16 protein-coding genes are annotated in these 15,118 nt (G+C 36.8%); 11 read left to right on the forward strand and 5 right to left on the reverse strand.

What is annotated here, in order from left to right:
• Positions 1-6 precede the first annotated feature (6 nt).
• From MM236_RS09880 to MM236_RS09895, 4 genes are all read left to right on the forward strand, one after another.
• The gene (locus tag MM236_RS09880; protein WP_241274812.1) at positions 7-723 is read left to right on the forward strand and encodes a gluconate 2-dehydrogenase subunit 3 family protein; all 717 of its coding nucleotides are present in this window, start codon (positions 7-9) and stop codon (positions 721-723) included.
• A gap of 54 nt (positions 724-777) precedes the next feature.
• Positions 778-1,863: a DUF6340 family protein gene (locus MM236_RS09885; RefSeq protein ID WP_241274813.1), complete on the forward strand. Its 1,086-nt coding sequence runs from the start codon at positions 778-780 to the stop codon at positions 1,861-1,863.
• A 195-nt stretch (positions 1,864-2,058) separates the two neighbouring features.
• Positions 2,059-3,246: a hypothetical protein gene (locus MM236_RS09890; RefSeq protein WP_241274814.1), complete on the forward strand. Its 1,188-nt coding sequence runs from the start codon at positions 2,059-2,061 to the stop codon at positions 3,244-3,246.
• A complete protein-coding gene (locus tag MM236_RS09895; protein WP_241274815.1) occupies positions 3,243-4,403 on the forward strand; it encodes a hypothetical protein in 1,161 nt (386 codons plus the stop codon). The genes MM236_RS09890 and MM236_RS09895 overlap by 4 nt, the downstream gene beginning before the upstream one ends.
• Positions 4,404-4,524: 121 nt before the next feature.
• Here MM236_RS09895 and MM236_RS09900 read toward each other — a convergent pair whose 3' ends face one another.
• On the reverse strand, positions 4,525-5,079 hold the full coding sequence (locus MM236_RS09900; protein ID WP_241274816.1) for a DUF4256 domain-containing protein: 555 nt from the start codon (positions 5,077-5,079) through the stop codon (positions 4,525-4,527).
• 227 nt (positions 5,080-5,306) lie between these two features.
• Here MM236_RS09900 and MM236_RS09905 point away from each other — a divergent pair, with 227 nt between their 5' ends.
• The 3 genes from MM236_RS09905 to MM236_RS09915 all read left to right on the forward strand — a co-directional run bounded on the left by MM236_RS09905 (position 5,307) and on the right by MM236_RS09915 (position 7,669).
• Positions 5,307-6,536 (forward strand): PQQ-dependent sugar dehydrogenase, encoded by a 1,230-nt coding sequence (locus MM236_RS09905; protein WP_241274817.1) that lies wholly within the window; start codon positions 5,307-5,309, stop codon positions 6,534-6,536.
• Positions 6,537-6,698: 162 nt separating this feature from the next.
• Positions 6,699-7,250 (forward strand): hypothetical protein, encoded by a 552-nt coding sequence (locus MM236_RS09910; protein WP_241274818.1) that lies wholly within the window; start codon positions 6,699-6,701, stop codon positions 7,248-7,250.
• Positions 7,247-7,669, forward strand: a complete 423-nt coding sequence (locus tag MM236_RS09915) for a hypothetical protein (protein WP_241274819.1) — start codon at positions 7,247-7,249, stop codon at positions 7,667-7,669. The genes MM236_RS09910 and MM236_RS09915 overlap by 4 nt, the downstream gene beginning before the upstream one ends.
• Before the next feature lie 15 nt (positions 7,670-7,684).
• Here the strand turns inward: MM236_RS09915 and MM236_RS09920 are convergent, their stop codons facing one another.
• Together MM236_RS09920 and katG are read right to left on the reverse strand one after the other, a co-directional pair.
• Positions 7,685-8,188, reverse strand: a complete 504-nt coding sequence (locus MM236_RS09920; RefSeq protein ID WP_241274820.1) for a hypothetical protein — start codon at positions 8,186-8,188, stop codon at positions 7,685-7,687.
• Positions 8,189-8,466: 278 nt separating this feature from the next.
• Positions 8,467-10,728, reverse strand: a complete 2,262-nt coding sequence (gene katG / locus MM236_RS09925; RefSeq protein ID WP_241274821.1) for a catalase/peroxidase HPI — start codon at positions 10,726-10,728, stop codon at positions 8,467-8,469.
• A gap of 311 nt (positions 10,729-11,039) precedes the next feature.
• Between katG and MM236_RS09930 the strand changes: the two genes are divergently transcribed.
• Together MM236_RS09930 and MM236_RS09935 are read left to right on the forward strand one after the other, a co-directional pair.
• On the forward strand, positions 11,040-11,291 hold the full coding sequence (locus tag MM236_RS09930) for a hypothetical protein (RefSeq protein ID WP_241274822.1): 252 nt from the start codon (positions 11,040-11,042) through the stop codon (positions 11,289-11,291).
• A gap of 174 nt (positions 11,292-11,465) precedes the next feature.
• On the forward strand, positions 11,466-11,996 hold the full coding sequence (locus tag MM236_RS09935; RefSeq protein ID WP_439648017.1) for a DUF6933 domain-containing protein: 531 nt from the start codon (positions 11,466-11,468) through the stop codon (positions 11,994-11,996).
• Between the two features lie 68 nt (positions 11,997-12,064).
• On the opposite strand, the gene MM236_RS09940 is transcribed toward MM236_RS09935, so the two are convergent.
• Entirely contained in the window at positions 12,065-13,093 is a 1,029-nt protein-coding gene (locus tag MM236_RS09940) for a Fic family protein (protein ID WP_241274824.1), read from the reverse strand.
• Between the two features lie 647 nt (positions 13,094-13,740).
• Between MM236_RS09940 and MM236_RS09945 the strand changes: the two genes are divergently transcribed.
• Both MM236_RS09945 and MM236_RS09950 read left to right on the forward strand, forming a co-directional pair.
• Positions 13,741-14,316, forward strand: a complete 576-nt coding sequence (locus tag MM236_RS09945; protein ID WP_241274825.1) for an ATPase — start codon at positions 13,741-13,743, stop codon at positions 14,314-14,316.
• Positions 14,306-14,497: a DUF8506 family protein gene (locus tag MM236_RS09950; protein WP_241274826.1), complete on the forward strand. Its 192-nt coding sequence runs from the start codon at positions 14,306-14,308 to the stop codon at positions 14,495-14,497. The genes MM236_RS09945 and MM236_RS09950 overlap by 11 nt, the downstream gene beginning before the upstream one ends.
• Before the next feature lie 127 nt (positions 14,498-14,624).
• Here the strand turns inward: MM236_RS09950 and MM236_RS09955 are convergent, their stop codons facing one another.
• Positions 14,625-14,933 carry a GIY-YIG nuclease family protein gene (locus MM236_RS09955; RefSeq protein WP_241274827.1) on the reverse strand — a complete coding sequence of 103 codons (309 nt, stop codon included), beginning with the start codon at positions 14,931-14,933 and terminating at the stop codon, positions 14,625-14,627.
• Positions 14,934-15,118: the final 185 nt, after the last annotated feature.

Raw genomic sequence — 15,118 nt, forward strand, 5'->3', positions numbered from 1 at the left:
AGTATTATGAACAGAAGAGAAAACCTTAAGCTTTTATTTACTGGTACATTGGCATCTGGATTCTTATTGACCAACTGTGCCCCTGAGGACAATAAACTAGAATATACTCCAAGAATCGAAGGTGGAACCGTAGGTGGAAGAACTGAAGAGGAGAAATTGATTGATCAAAAACTTTTGTCGGAAACTTTTCTAAATGAAGATGAAAGAAAAAAACTCGATGTGCTTGTCGATATAATCATTCCTGCCGATTCAGATTCTCCAAGCGCCACTGAGGCTGGCGTTGTTGATTTTATAGAGTTTATGATGAAAGACTACCCAGCCTACCAAACACCAATGCGAGGTGGATTGATGTGGCTAGACCATCATAGTGAAGATAATTACGGTAAAGTATTCATGGCACTGAGTAAGTCTGAAAAAATGGAAATCATAGATCAAATCGCATGGCCAGACAAAGCAAAGCAAGACATGGAGGGCGGTGTGAAATTTTTCAACATGCTCAGAAACCTTGCTGCAACAGGTTATTTTACAACAGAAGCCGGGTTCAAAAATTTGGGTTATATAGGAAACACCCCAAATATTTGGGATGGGGTGCCAGCTGAAGTCATGAAAAAACATGGTTTTGAGCTCCCTGAAAAATATCTTGACACATATCTCAAACCTGAGGAAAGAGGTGAACTAGCTCAATGGGATGAAGAAGCTAATATCATTCGTTCCAATTCATAAAATATATTTCTTAAAAAAGCCTTTGCATTGCAGAGGCTTTTTTAATTTTGGGATATGAATACTTCAATTATGGCAGACTTCAAAGTCAAACACTTATTTTTCATTTTATTACTTTCAGTGCTGATCTCTACAACATCTTGCACCAAAAACGTCACCATGAGCAGGTTGATGCCTGCCGAAATCAATGTACCTATTTACGTTCAAAGGCTTTTGATTGTGGATAGAACTGCTCCGCAAAACGAAGGGTTTTCTGTTATTGAGGGTATCCTTACGGGGGAAGCACCTTTTGAAGTGAAAAATGCTGTAGAATCTACCATCGTTAAATTACAACAAGAGCTGAATACATCACCGAGATTTGAAGTAATCAGAGCACGTGAAAGGCTTAGAGGCGGCCTTTTTTCCCAAACATTCCCTACCCCACTAACTTGGAGACAAATCGAAGAGCTTTGCAATGCATATGATGTCGATGCAGTGCTTTCATTGGAAAAATTCAGTTCAGACTTTGTAGTTACTGACAAAAAGCAACTGATCAAGAAAATCGAAGGTGAAGGAAGAAATGCACGACAAGTGGAAGTTCAGGGAGTGTATGCTGAAGGAATTGCTTCGGTAAAGGTTGGGTTTAGGCTTTATGACCCGAAAAGCAAAAACATTTCTGATCAACAAGATTTCGAAAAAACAAATCTTTGGTCAGCAGAGGCAGAGAATAAAACACAAGCGCTTGCGCTGATGATAGACAAAGTCAAAGCAACCCAGTATGTGGGGCAAATCGCCGGAGCAAGCTATGCACGTAGAATTGCCCCGATGTATTTGAGCATCAATAGGACACTTTTTCAAAAACCAAAGGACAACCAATCGCTAGCGATAGGTGCAAGAATGGCTGAAGTCAATGAATGGGAGAATGCTATCCAAACTTGGGAAGAAGGACTAATTGATGTTCTTGAAGATAAAACTGCCGCTAGACTTTGCTACAATATCGCTGTTGGCTACGAAGTCCTTGGCGACTTAGAAGCTGCTAAAAATTGGGCTGGAAAATCCTACACATTGTATGGTTTCAAGCAAGGTAGAACTTATGCACAAGAGTTGGATACGCGTATGATGCAGGAAGATAGGCTAAGAAAACAACTGGAAAAAGAATTCTGATTGTTGTAATTCACTTGGTTTAATTACTTTTTTAACTAAATTTATTTTTTATTAAATATGATACTTAATTAGGCATGCTACAAGCTTTGCACAATTAACAGTTCTGATATAGCTAATTCCTATCTGCTCCAGGCAAAGCCCAAGATATGGATATAGAAGAAGATTATTTCACCATTTATAAAATCAAAATCGATTATGATTAAACCAAAAATCAAACTCATTTCCCTTTCCTTTTCATTAGGAATCATTGCGATTCTTACTTTTCAATCTTGTGGAGAGAAGAAAACAGAAGAGGCTTCAATCCAAGACGCTTCATCTTTTGAATTCGAAATCCAAGACTCTGTGATGGTAGATTATTTGGGATCAATGAGTTGGTCTGACATCAGCAAAGATGGAAAGCATATGCTTGCTTATGACAACCAAACATCTGACATACTGTTACTTTCTTCTGAAGGGGAAGTTTTGGGAAAATTCAATAAATCAGGAGACCAACCAGATGCTATCGGAAGCAACCCTATTTCAAGACCTCAGTTTGTCAGAGCAGATGAATGGGCGATCCTAGGTAAAAAAGGAGTTTATTCATTCAGCTTTGATGGCGAATTGACAAGAACAGCAAAACCTGATTTCACCGTTTCTATTTCGCTTTCTATATCCAACGCCAAAACTCTCCAATTTTTGAATGAGGATAAGGCTTTGATCTACTATTTGGGAAGAGAAAACAATAGTTCTTTTTATGTAAGTCCAACTGCAAACCAATTGGAAATTGCTGATTTGAAAGAAGGTGGTTTCGAAGCAGCACTTCCTTTTCCCGATGGTTCAAAATACAAGAATCCAGAAAAAATCCATACTGTCTTGACTACAATGCCCGCGATGACCATCAGTAATGGGAAACTTTATCTCGCTTTCAAAAACGAGCCAAAGCTTTGGATTTATGACATTGATAACTTAAGTACTCCATTGGAAGAAATTAACATAAATTTTAGCAAATTCATAGAAAAAGAAGGAATGAGCCCTAGTGAAGTAGATGATAAAAGTTTCGGAATCAATCCGAAAGACTTCACTTATGGTACTATCGACAATTTTTTTGTACATAATGAATTGATTTTCATCAACTATACCAAAGGAGTATCTGATGCTGAATATGAAAAGATAAAGGAAGAATACACCGATTTTAACGAGATGATTTCGGGCATTTTCAAAGCAAACCAAAGTGCATACGCTGTACTGGATAAAAACGGGCAACTTAAGCCATTGGAGTTTCCAAAAAGAACCCGAAGCATTGAATTCATTGATAGTGAAGGCAATTTTTGGCTTAGCTATAACAAAGAAGAAGAATTGGATTACGAGTTGATATTTAAAACAAAACTGAAGTCTAAAAAATGAATAAATCAATTTACTTGTTAAGTGGCATTTTGCTATTCTTTTATTCTTGTAGCAACCAAACAGAAGAAGTAAGCAATAGGGATTTCAGTTACGAGCTGGAGATTGTAGATTCATTGATGATAGATTTTTTGGGAAATCCTCAACTGCTGAGTGTAGATTCTGAAAATGACCATTTTCTTTTTTCTGGAGCGGAATTCAACGAGCTTCTATTGGTCAATAGAGAAGGGGAAATAGTTTCTGAATTCAAAAAACCCATGGACTCACCAGATTCTTATGGTCAATTTCCTCTAGGTGGATCTGTCTATAAAGATCAAATCGCAATTACAGGAATGAACAAAATGAACTTATATGACCTGGAGTTTAACCTCAAGAAAAGTATCAAACAGCCATATTCGAATAATTTCATCTACATGCTATTTATTGGGTATGACCATCTTCAACCCATAGAGATTGACGGGAAGATCAAATATGTAGCCTACATCATAGGTGCTCAAACAGAATTGAATAGCAATGATGCCAAATATTTCCTTGAATACAACACTTTTGATTTTATAGATACTGAAGAAGAAACCTACGAACCAATCATACCATTTCATAAGAGAAGCAGATACTTTGAGTCACAAACAGCTTATAACACAATCAAACCAACTTTTCAAGTTGGTGATGGTTTGATCCATTTTGCACATACACATGATAGCATGTACTATGAATATGACCTAAAAAACCCAGAAAACTTCAAAGCAGAGAAAATACCTTTCGATAATTTTATTTTAGACAAAGGATTTGCACTAGGTGGCGAAGAAGATCGAGAAAATGAAAAAGATCGACCAGGTCAAATATCTAACCTTTTTATGCACAAAGATCAAGTTATGATAGTTTATAGATCGGGTTTAAAACTTGACCAAATGCCAGAACCAAATGAAGATCAACAGGAAAGGTATAGTCAAATCATGAAAAAAGATAAATCAAAGTTAATTGTCAGAGAAGAAAATGGCGCTTATAGTAAGCCATTCCTTCTTCCTGACGCTTGGAGAATATCTTTTGTTGACAAAAAAGGGAGAATTTGGGCACATCAAAATGTCAATGCGCTCGAATACGAGCCTGACATGGTTACTTTGTACGAATTGAAACTCGTAAAAAAAGAGCTAGAAGATTGATCATATAATCCAAATTTAAAATCCTTATAAACCTCTGCAAAGCTATACACCGAGCTTGCAGAGGTTTTTTGTTTGAATTTGCATGACAGAATTGTCAGGATATTGAAAAGCATGAAGTTTTTTAAACCCTAATAATACCTCGAAATCCTCTAACTCCATAATAAGAGTCTGCCCCATTGTGATAGATGAATACTCTGCCAAATCTCCAATCTCCGAATATAGCACCTCCCAATTGCCGAATTTCAGACGGGGTAGCCAACCAACTGGATGTTTTTGTATCAAGCTTCCCATACAGCTGCAGCTTCAAATACTGCTCTTCAGTCATAAGTTCAATCCCCATTTCTTCTGCCATGCCCATAGCACTATTTTTGGGCTTATGGGTTTTTCTTGATTCCAAAGCTTCATGGTCATAGCAAACGCTTCTTCTGCCTTTTGGTGTTTCTGCTGCAAAATCACAAAAAACATAACCACCATCTTCTTCAAAACCAACCACATCTGGCTCTCCCCCAGTAAGCTCCATTTGATAGATTGACCAAGATTTTTCTGGGTTTATTTCAAGTCTTTTCTGGACTTGATCCCAATCTATACCTTCATGACGATGCATATTTTTTTCAAACCGCGATTTCAAAATATTGAAAAGCGTTTCACTTTCTTGCTGAGATAATTCCTTTTTCATAGGCTTTTATAAAAACTATTAAGATCTACATGAATACTTCTAATGACATTGCTATCTAAATTAATTTCAAACAATTCAACTTTTTATACGTAAAATACTATTATTATAATTATAAAACTCTTTTTGAATAAATCATCAAATTAATTATATCAAATATAATTGTTGTTTTTATTCATTTCAAGCCCAAAAAATATCACCATTATTTTATCACCACAAAACCAACAAATATGAACGATCACTTCAATTTTCAAAATTTAAAATTGCTGCTTTTATGCTCGCTATTTGGAATCAATTCATCTCTTTTTGCCCAAGTAAAATCAGTGGAAGAAGTAGTAGAAAACAATATTCAGACTGAAAAGGCAAAAGTAAAAATCACAAAAATAGTGGCAGGATTGGAACATCCTTGGGCAGTATCTTGGCTTCCAGATGGAAAAATGCTCATGACAGAAAGACCAGGCAAGCTCTATCTCGTCGATGGAAAAAAAATCACAGAACTAACTGGATTGCCAAAAATTGACACTGATGAAGACCAATTGACTGCTCCGCAAGGAGGAAATCAAGGAGGCTTGTTGGACTTGGTAGTACACCCTGATTATGCCCAAAATGGATGGATTTATTTCACTTATTCAAGTCCTGGGGATGATGATTCAGTGACTGATGGTTCTGAATATGGTACTGGAACAGCTTTGGCAAGGGCAAAAATAGATCTTGCAAACAACAAATTGACAGATGTAGAAACACTCTATGCTCAAGTACCAAGAACCAACCCTGGAAGACATTATGGCTCTAGGATCGTCTTTCCCGGTGACGGCACCGTATTGTTTTCTATAGGCGATCGTGGATTGAGATGGAATTCACAAGACTTGACTGACCCGGCAGGTTCAATCATCCGAATCAAAGAAGATGGTGGAATCCCTGATGGAAATCCATTAATCGGTTTAGCACCTGGAAATTTAAGACCGGAAATCTACTCTTTTGGTCATAGAAACAACCAAGGAATGGCACAAGATCCGAATACTGGCAAAATCTGGGCTACAGAGCATGGACCAAACGGAGGTGACCTTTTGCACTTGGTAGAAAAGGGGAAAAATTATGGATGGCCACAAGTTACTTTCGGGACCGAATATGATACAGACGAAAAAATTGGACTTGGAAAAGAAGCTCCTGGGGTAACTGCCCCGATACATATTTGGGAGGAAAACATGGCTCCTTCAGGATTGGCATTCTTTAAAGATGGAAAAATCACTGAATGGAACAATTCGCTATTTGCAGGCTCATTACTCAAAGAGGAAGTATATAGAATCGAAATAGAAAATAACGAGGTAAAATCTGTAGAAGCTCTTTTCTCCAAAAAGCTTGGAAGAATTCGTGATGTCAGACAAGGCCCAGATGGAAACTTATACCTCTTGACAGATGAAAGTGATGGCGCACTTTACAAAGTAGAGCCAATCGATTAAGCTTTAGAAATTAACTTTTGGTATTCACCTTGAGGTTTCATCAATTTAATTTCCTTCCAAAAAATCACGAAACAAACTGTTGATTTTTCACAGATTGGATTATTGGAAGCGAAAAACTTTGGTGAAACCTTTTTTTATGTAGTAGCTTTGCCGACTTCAATTATGAAGTCGAGAACTACCGCATTATATAGCATCATCCTCCTGATCTTTTCCATTCAGTGTTTTTTTATGGGAATGATCGTCTATGAGCAAGCCCAAGAGTTGGAAGCATGGATATTTGTAGTCCTATTTGCTTTGTTGATCGCAGCTTCTTTTCAAGCCTACCCCAAAGATTATCACATAGATTTTACCAAATGGTGGGATTGTACCTTTATCTATCTTGGAGCTTTGGGAACTTATGGGTTACAGGTGGTAGGCTTTGACCCTGTGCTTTCGGCAGCAGGAATGGGATTGATCGGAGCTATTATTCCCAAATTCCAAAAATCAAACCCTCTTTTCCAACTTCTTCCAGCACCTATTTATTGCGGTGCATTTATAGGAATGACGAACTTCACTAATGATCCTATTTTCATTCTGATTGCAGCCACATTTACTTGTCTATTATACTTTTTGAGCAAACCTATCCTTGTGGGGATCGGAGGCAAACTTGGCACTTTGGCTTTTATTGGTGTTGTGCTTACTTACAGTGTTTACTTTGGTCTGAATTTCCTATGATGCTTTTGTTACTTATAGTTTTCGTCGGAACTTTCTCCGCATTAGCTACATACTTGCTTCATACAAAGTATTCAGAGAATCCAGTGTTGATTTCTTCCGCTTTAACTTTTGTAGTAACAGGACTTTATCAACTTTTCGCTGATGATCTCCCAGATATTTTTCAACACATCCCTTACCTCTGCATTGGGGGGACATTTATAGGTATGAGTTCCAGAAAAAAAATCAAGCAGGCAAAATATATCCTAATTGCTGGCTTGATTTTTAGCTTAATCTATCTGCGTTCTAGTACATTTTTTGAAGGTTTTGGTGGAGCTTTAGGTACATCAGCTTGTATTTCGGTTCTTTCCGTCATCAGCTTTCGTCAATTTTTCAAAAGAACCCAGTATTTTGCTAGAAAGAAGCTTAGAAGGGAGACTTGAAACAAAACCTGATCTTCATCCCTCCTCCTTCAATGTAATTGTCCATTTTTTTTCAGTGAGCTCTTCATAACTCTTGGTTGTTTCCGATCCATCTTTTCCGATAACTTTGAAAGTCGCATCCTTGTAAAAAGTAGCTTTGTCTTTATCCTGAAGTAGATTTGGGACATTTCTACTTTCGCTCGACATGTTGACTTCTATGTGACTTACACCTTTTTCAACCAATAACTTTTGCATGTCTGAGATATCCCCCATTGGTGTGCCATTTTGCACATTAAGATTGACGGTAGATAGATCATTTCCCAAAATTACCTTGTCCAAAACATCATTAACTTCAGCTTTTTGGTAGATTTTCTCATCAATTAAAATTTTGCCCTCTGCTATTATAGAGATGTCCAGATCACTCACTTGTCTTTCTACTACTTCTGCATTGAAATTGATAGTTCTTATTTGTTGATTTTGTGCTGGCACTTTTTCACTAAAGAAGTAAATCATCACTGCAAAAAACGGAATAAGAGCCAAAATTTTTATCAATTTTGTAAACAAATAACTTAAATCTACAAGTGTAGATTCGGAATTAAAATTAAAAAGCCAGTTTTCATAAAAAACTGGCTTTTTAATTTCTAAATTAGATCAGTTATTATGACTATCCGCCTTCTTGCACGTAGCCAATCAATAGATTGTTTGATGAACGATTTGAGGTTTTGTTGTTGACTGTTGACAGTTGTCTGTTGACGAGAATCCGCAACACATAAACCCTCTTCTTACCCAACTTGCAACATTGCGGATAATCATATCAGTTACTTTTTGTATACCAAATCGAACCTATCCAAATTCATAACTTTGTTCCAAGCTGCAGCAAAGTCTTTTACAAATTTTTCTTTGTAGTCTTCTTGTGCATATACTTCCGCCAAAGCTCTCAATTCTGAATTGGAACCGAATATCAAATCTGCTCTTGTAGCAGTATATTTCAAAGTTCCGGTTTTTCTATCTCGCCCTTCAAACACTTCTTTTGTATCGTCAGCAGCTTTCCATTCGGTAGCCATGTCTAGAAGATTTACGAAGAAATCATTTGTCAATACATCTTTCTCTTCAGTGAAAATCCCGTGCTTGGATCCATCGTAGTTAGCATGCAAAGAGCGCATCCCTCCTACCAAAACAGTCATCTCAGGCGCAGTCAAAGTCAACAGTTGCGCTTTGTCCACCAACAATTCTTCTGTTGCTATTGTGTATTGTGTTTTTAGATAATTTCTAAATCCATCCGCCATAGGCTCTAGCAATTCAAAAGACTCTACATCAGTTTGCTCAGCAGATGCATCCATTCTTCCAGGTGCAAAAGGAATCTCAAGATTATAGCCAGCATTTTCAGCTGCCTTCTCAACTCCCGTATTTCCAGCAAGCACAATCAAATCAGCCAAAGAAACTTTTTTATCTCCTGATTTTGCATTGAAGTCAGACTGAATTTTCTCTAAAATAGTCAATACTTTTTCCAATTGAGAAGGGTTGTTCACTTCCCAATTCCTCATTGGTTCCAAGCGAATTCTAGCTCCATTAGCTCCTCCTCTTCTGTCAGATCCTCTGTAGGTAGATGCAGAAGCCCAAGCTGTAGAGACCATCTCAGAAATCGACAGACCACTATTCAAAATCTGGTTTTTCAAATTTGAAATATCACTTGAGCTCACCAGAGGATGGTTTACTGCAGGAATTGGATCTTGCCAAATCAGATCTTCAGTAGGTGCCTCCGGTCCTAAATAGGTTGTATTTGGTCCCATGTCCCTGTGTGTCAATTTGAACCAAGCACGAGCAAAAGCATCATTGAAAGCATCCTGATCATCCAAGAACCTTCTAGAGATCTCTTCATAGATCGGATCATATCTCAGGGATAAATCAGTCGTCAACATATATGGCGGTTGTTTTTTCTCTGCGTCAAATGCGTCAGGGATTATATTTCCTGCGTCTTTTGCTACCCACTGATGTGCTCCAGCTGGACTTTTTGTCAATTCCCATTCGTACTTAAACAAAAAAGTAAGGTAATCATGACTCCACTGTGCAGGTGTAGAAGTCCAAGTCACTTCAAGACCTGATGTAATTGCATCAGCACCTTTGCCTGATTTGTAAGAACTCTTCCATCCAAATCCCTGCTCTTCTATCGGAGCAGACTCAGGATCTGCACCAACATGGTCTGCAGGTCCAGCACCGTGTGTTTTGCCCAAGGTATGCCCTCCAGCTATCAGTGCAACTGTCTCCTCATCATTCATTCCCATCCTTCCAAAAGTCTCTCTGATATCCTTGGCTGCCAAAACAGGATCAGGATTACCATTTGGTCCTTCCGGATTGACATAGATTAAACCCATCTGAACAGCTGCCAAAGGATTTTCCAATTTACGATCTCCAGAATAGCGCTTGCTATCATCCAACCAGACAGTTTCTTTCCCCCAATAAACATCCAATTCTGGCTCGTACACATCCTCTCTACCTCCTGCAAAACCAAAAGTCTCAAAGCCCATAGACTCCAAGGCGACATTTCCAGTAAGCACCATCAAGTCCGCCCAAGAAATTTTGTTTCCATACTTCTGCTTGATAGGCCAAAGAAGCCTTCTAGCTTTATCCAAATTCCCATTATCAGGCCAACTATTCAATGGAGCAAATCGCTGTTGCCCAGAGCGAGAACCTCCACGACCATCACCTGATCTGTATGTCCCTGCACTATGCCAAGCCATTCTGATAAACAACCCACCATAATGTCCAAAATCTGCTGGCCACCAATCTTGTGAATCTGTCATTAATGTGCGCAAATCAGCCTTCAAGGCTTCATAGTCCAAGCTGTTGAACTCTTCTATGTAATTGAAATCTCTTCCTTGGGGATTTGACAACTCAGAGTTTTGTCTCAGAATAGACAAATTGAGTTGATTTGGCCACCATTCAGCATTTTGAGTGGCTTTAGCTACACTTGGACTCTTTTTGGTAGCTCCAGACCACCCGTCCACTGAAGTTTTTTCTTGAGCCACTGCTGTCAGCACAGAACTTGCCAACAAGGCGAATACTAGAATTAATCTTTTCATATACTTATTTTATTAAAATTAACCGGTAAGTAATTAATAAAGACAAAAGTATAGTCTTATGTTTTGCCTTAGAAATCGTTATTTTCTATTGTGAATTGATAAAATAAATAACTAATCAAAATAAAAATTGGAAGTGATAGGTAATCACATCATTACACAAATTGGCTAACCTAGTTTTCACGTCTATTTTGGAAGAAAAAAAAATTTTTAATAAAATAATATTGGAACAGATACAATACTCAAACAAATCTTGAATTTGGCTATTTAAAAAATATCCTATCTTTGGCAACCACATCCAAAATAGACAATATATGTTTGACGGTTCGGACTATCCAAAATCGCTTGATGAATCGCTTTTTGACGAATGGCTGGAAAAAGGCCGGGAAAGTAAGATCCCTTACGCTTACTTGATGGTCATTTGGGATGAGTTGGATGATATGTACAAACCCTTTTATGCAGAAGAGAGAAGTGAGCTCTTTCGCTTTGCTAGGTATGGGCAAGCACCCGACCATCAACTCTTGGTGGCGGCATATGACTTGTATTCTGAGAGTAGGCTGATTTGACAATATGATTATCCACAATGACAACAGAAAGTACGTTTTCGCATGGAATCGTTCGGAGAATCGTTATAAGTCAACAGTTGATTTGTTATCAGTGCACAAATTGATTTTCAAAAAATCAATTTGTATGGTTACGGGAAAGAAAGCGGATATATATGATAATTAAAAGTAAAAAATATGAATGCTATTTTATCAATTTATTCATCCAAAAAATTGACTCCTTTATTGGGGAAAAATTTTCATAAAACAACCCCAAAGGTAGTTGCCGAAAAAATCAATCCTTTATATTGTTGGTATGGAGACATTTATTACTTAGACCGGAAAAAATATTTGATTTTCTGTAATGCCAAAACACGTGTCATTTTTATGATTGGTCCTTATCAAGTTGATAATAAAATTCACTTTATGAATATATTTCACGATCAGCTAAAAAAACACCTTTCAAAATTCTTTGCTGATACAGAAAATTATTTTGAAAAGGTTGAAGATATTGGATACCTAGAAAAACCCGACAAAGGAGCAACTGCTTTTCTTAATAGGGTAAAAGAGGATCTAAACTATTCAAAAGCGTACCGAAAATCAGAAGGAAATCAAATGAAACTTCCAGAAGATTTTGAAATAATGTTTGAAAGATACCCAACTTCAATAAAGGGAAAATTTTTTTTCCCAGAAGATAGATTCATAGAAGTGTGGGGAAATTTGAAATAAAAAACCTTTTGGCAGAAGCAGCAGAAGGTGTAAAGATTTTTAAATAGTCCCAGTACGTTGGACTTTTTCTATTTTATCGTGTAACTCACACTTCGCCCCCTACCTAGTTTTTCTATCAATCCTTTATCGATCAATTCTGATAGCAAACGTTTTACGGTTGGTGATGGTATCCCCAATTTTTCGGAAATTTCTCCTGACTTGATGTTTGGGCGATTTTGAATAATCCTATAGATTAAATTCTCCTTGGCTGAAAGTTGTGTTTCTAAACCGCTTTTATTCAATTTAGTCAAAAGTTGAGATTGAATATTAGAGAGGCAACTTAAAAAGAAATGTATCCAAACGGTAACATTTTCTTTTGGCCGTTGTGCCTGACAACTTCTAAGAACCTGATAATATTCGTTTTTTCGATTTTCAATTTCGTGTTCAAAACTTACGTATTCTACCCATTTATATCCATTTTTGAGTAATAATAACGTTGAAATCAAGCGGCTTAACCTTCCATTTCCGTCTTGAAAAGGGTGTACACTCAAAAAATCATAAACAAAAACAGCAATTCTAATTAAAGGGGGTATTTCCGTTTCTGAATTACACCAATTTATCAAATCTCTTATGGCATCATCTGTAGCAAACCCTGGTTCGGTTGTTTGAGAAATTATTTGCTGTGTGCCGTCAGGAAATGACGCTTCAACAGCGTTGCTATGTACTTTAAAATTTCCTTTATGCCATTGGTCTTTGACACTATATTTCATCAAACCATTATGCAAACTTTTGATGTTGTTTTCGGTAAGCTCGATGTTTTCGTACGATTCTGAAATCAAATCCAAGACTTCAAAATAACCAACAACTTCTTGTGAATCCCTGTCGGTAAGTTTTGTTATATCAATTTTCTGAAGTAAAACATCTACCTCTTCATCACTCATTTTGTTACCTTCAATTCGGTTTGAAGCTCCCACGCTTCGTACTGTAGCAATACTTTTTAATTCTTTTAGACTCTGCCCTTCTTTTCGTTCAATTGCTTTCCAATTTGCATCAAAGCGATCTATATCACTAATGAAATTAATTAGTTTCCAATCAATATTTAGTTTAAAATTATACACTCTGTTATCCATATTGCTACGATTTGATACGTAAATATACGGTTTTGATTTGAAACCTCCATCACGGCAATAATACGATTTGATACGTTTAGATTTGATTACGATACGAAAATTGTAATTATTTTCTATTGTTAAATTCTATTGCATTCGAACTTCTTTCAATTTACTGTTGAATTAGATCCTGAAGACAAATTGAATATCATTTATGTCAAGATATATGTAGTAACTCGATTTTTATAAATATACACGTGTCAAAAAAAGCTGCACTCATCCAAAAACTTTGTTTAAATGAGACTGGAGGGTATAAAAACAAAAAAAGCAGTCATCTGACTGCTTTTTTGAACTGGCTCCTTCTATCAACGATAGTTGCAACTGAAGCAAGGTGTAATACATACTAAAAGATGTTCAAAATCAATCACTTAATTGCTTTATTAAACCTAAATGATGATTTGTTTCACATAACTTCCGATAATTTAAAGCAACAATTCTTCTTTCGGGATTTAATTAAAATGTACAATTGGAAAAAGGAATTTGATAGGCATTTATCTATTCAAATACACTAAAGACTAGATAAAGTGGATATCTAAAATTATCTTCAAGGATTTGATAAAATGATGATTAACCAGTAAAGTGTATATTTGTATTGAATGAAGAAACTTTACATCATAGCAGGTTGTAATGGAGCAGGTAAAACTACTGCTTCCTATACCATTTTGCCTGAAATCTTGGACTGTAAAGAATTTGTGAACGCGGATGAAATTGCAAAAGGAATCTCTCCATTCCAACCAGAGAAAGCTGGCATTGAAGCTGGTAGATTCATGCTGAAAAGAATCAAAAAGTTATTAGAGTCAGGGGAAAATTTTGCTTTTGAAACGACACTTTCTACAAGGAGTTATGTACAATTTGTTGAAAGAGCAAAGGAATTAAATTGTCAGGTTACCTGTTTGTTTTTTTGGTTAGACTCAGATGACTTGGCTGTTTCAAGAGTAGCAAGGCGAGTAAAAGAAGGCGGGCATCATATACCTGAAGATGTTATTAGGAGAAGATACAAAAGCGGTCTTGAGAATTTTTTCCGATTATTTCTACCTAAAGTAGACAACTGGCTATTTGTAAATAATTCTGGAGATACATATGAGATAGTAGCTGAAGGTGGGGTAAATAATATCTCGATAAACAATAAGGAATTGTGGAATGATTTAAAGCAAAAATATTATGGAGACTAAGGAACATTTAAAGGAGGAACGGGACAAAATAGTTAAAGGCCTTGAAGAAGCGTACCGAAAGCTAGTGGAATTCAAAAAAGCCAACAACAGTCCATTGGTTGTCGTAAGGAATGGTAAAATTGTGGAAATTGACCCAAATGATGTGCCACCTACTATTTTATACAAACGTAGCCAAGACTAATACCTTGAAGAAAAACCTTATTTAAATAAAACTGGAGGGGTTAAAAACAAAAAAAGAGGTCGTTTCTGACCTCTTTTTTAAACTGGCTCCTCCCGTACGTACGAGACTTGAACCTAGGACCCCATGATTAATCCCGCACATGCGGGACTCTAACCAACTGAGCCAAAAATCCTTCGGGTACAAAGTCGACATCTATTAACTTTTTAAGCAAGATCTTTGACTTTTGTTTTTTTATGAATTTTTCGATTTTCATGGCCATACATCTGTCGCTTCCAATTTTAAAAACTGCTGCAAGTTCCCATGGTCTATAACTTGAGGTAAACTTATGAACTCTACCTGAATTGTGTTGCTCTAACCTCCTCCATGGATCAGCTGAATAACCAATGTAGAATTTGTCAAAAATTGAAGAATATAATATGTATAAGTAAAAATCCACTTCTTGAAAAAAAAAAACCTCAGATTTCTCTGAGGTTTTGCTCCTCCCGTACGTACGGGACTTGAACCTAGGACCCCATGATTAATCCCGCACATGCGGGACTCTAACCAACTGAGCCAAAAATCCTTCGGGTACAAAGTCGACATCTATTAACTTTTTAAGCAAGATCTTTGACTTTTGTTTTT

Origin of the sequence: Belliella calami, from assembly GCF_022549695.1 — a bacterium.
GTDB classification, from domain to species: domain Bacteria; phylum Bacteroidota; class Bacteroidia; order Cytophagales; family Cyclobacteriaceae; genus Belliella; species Belliella calami.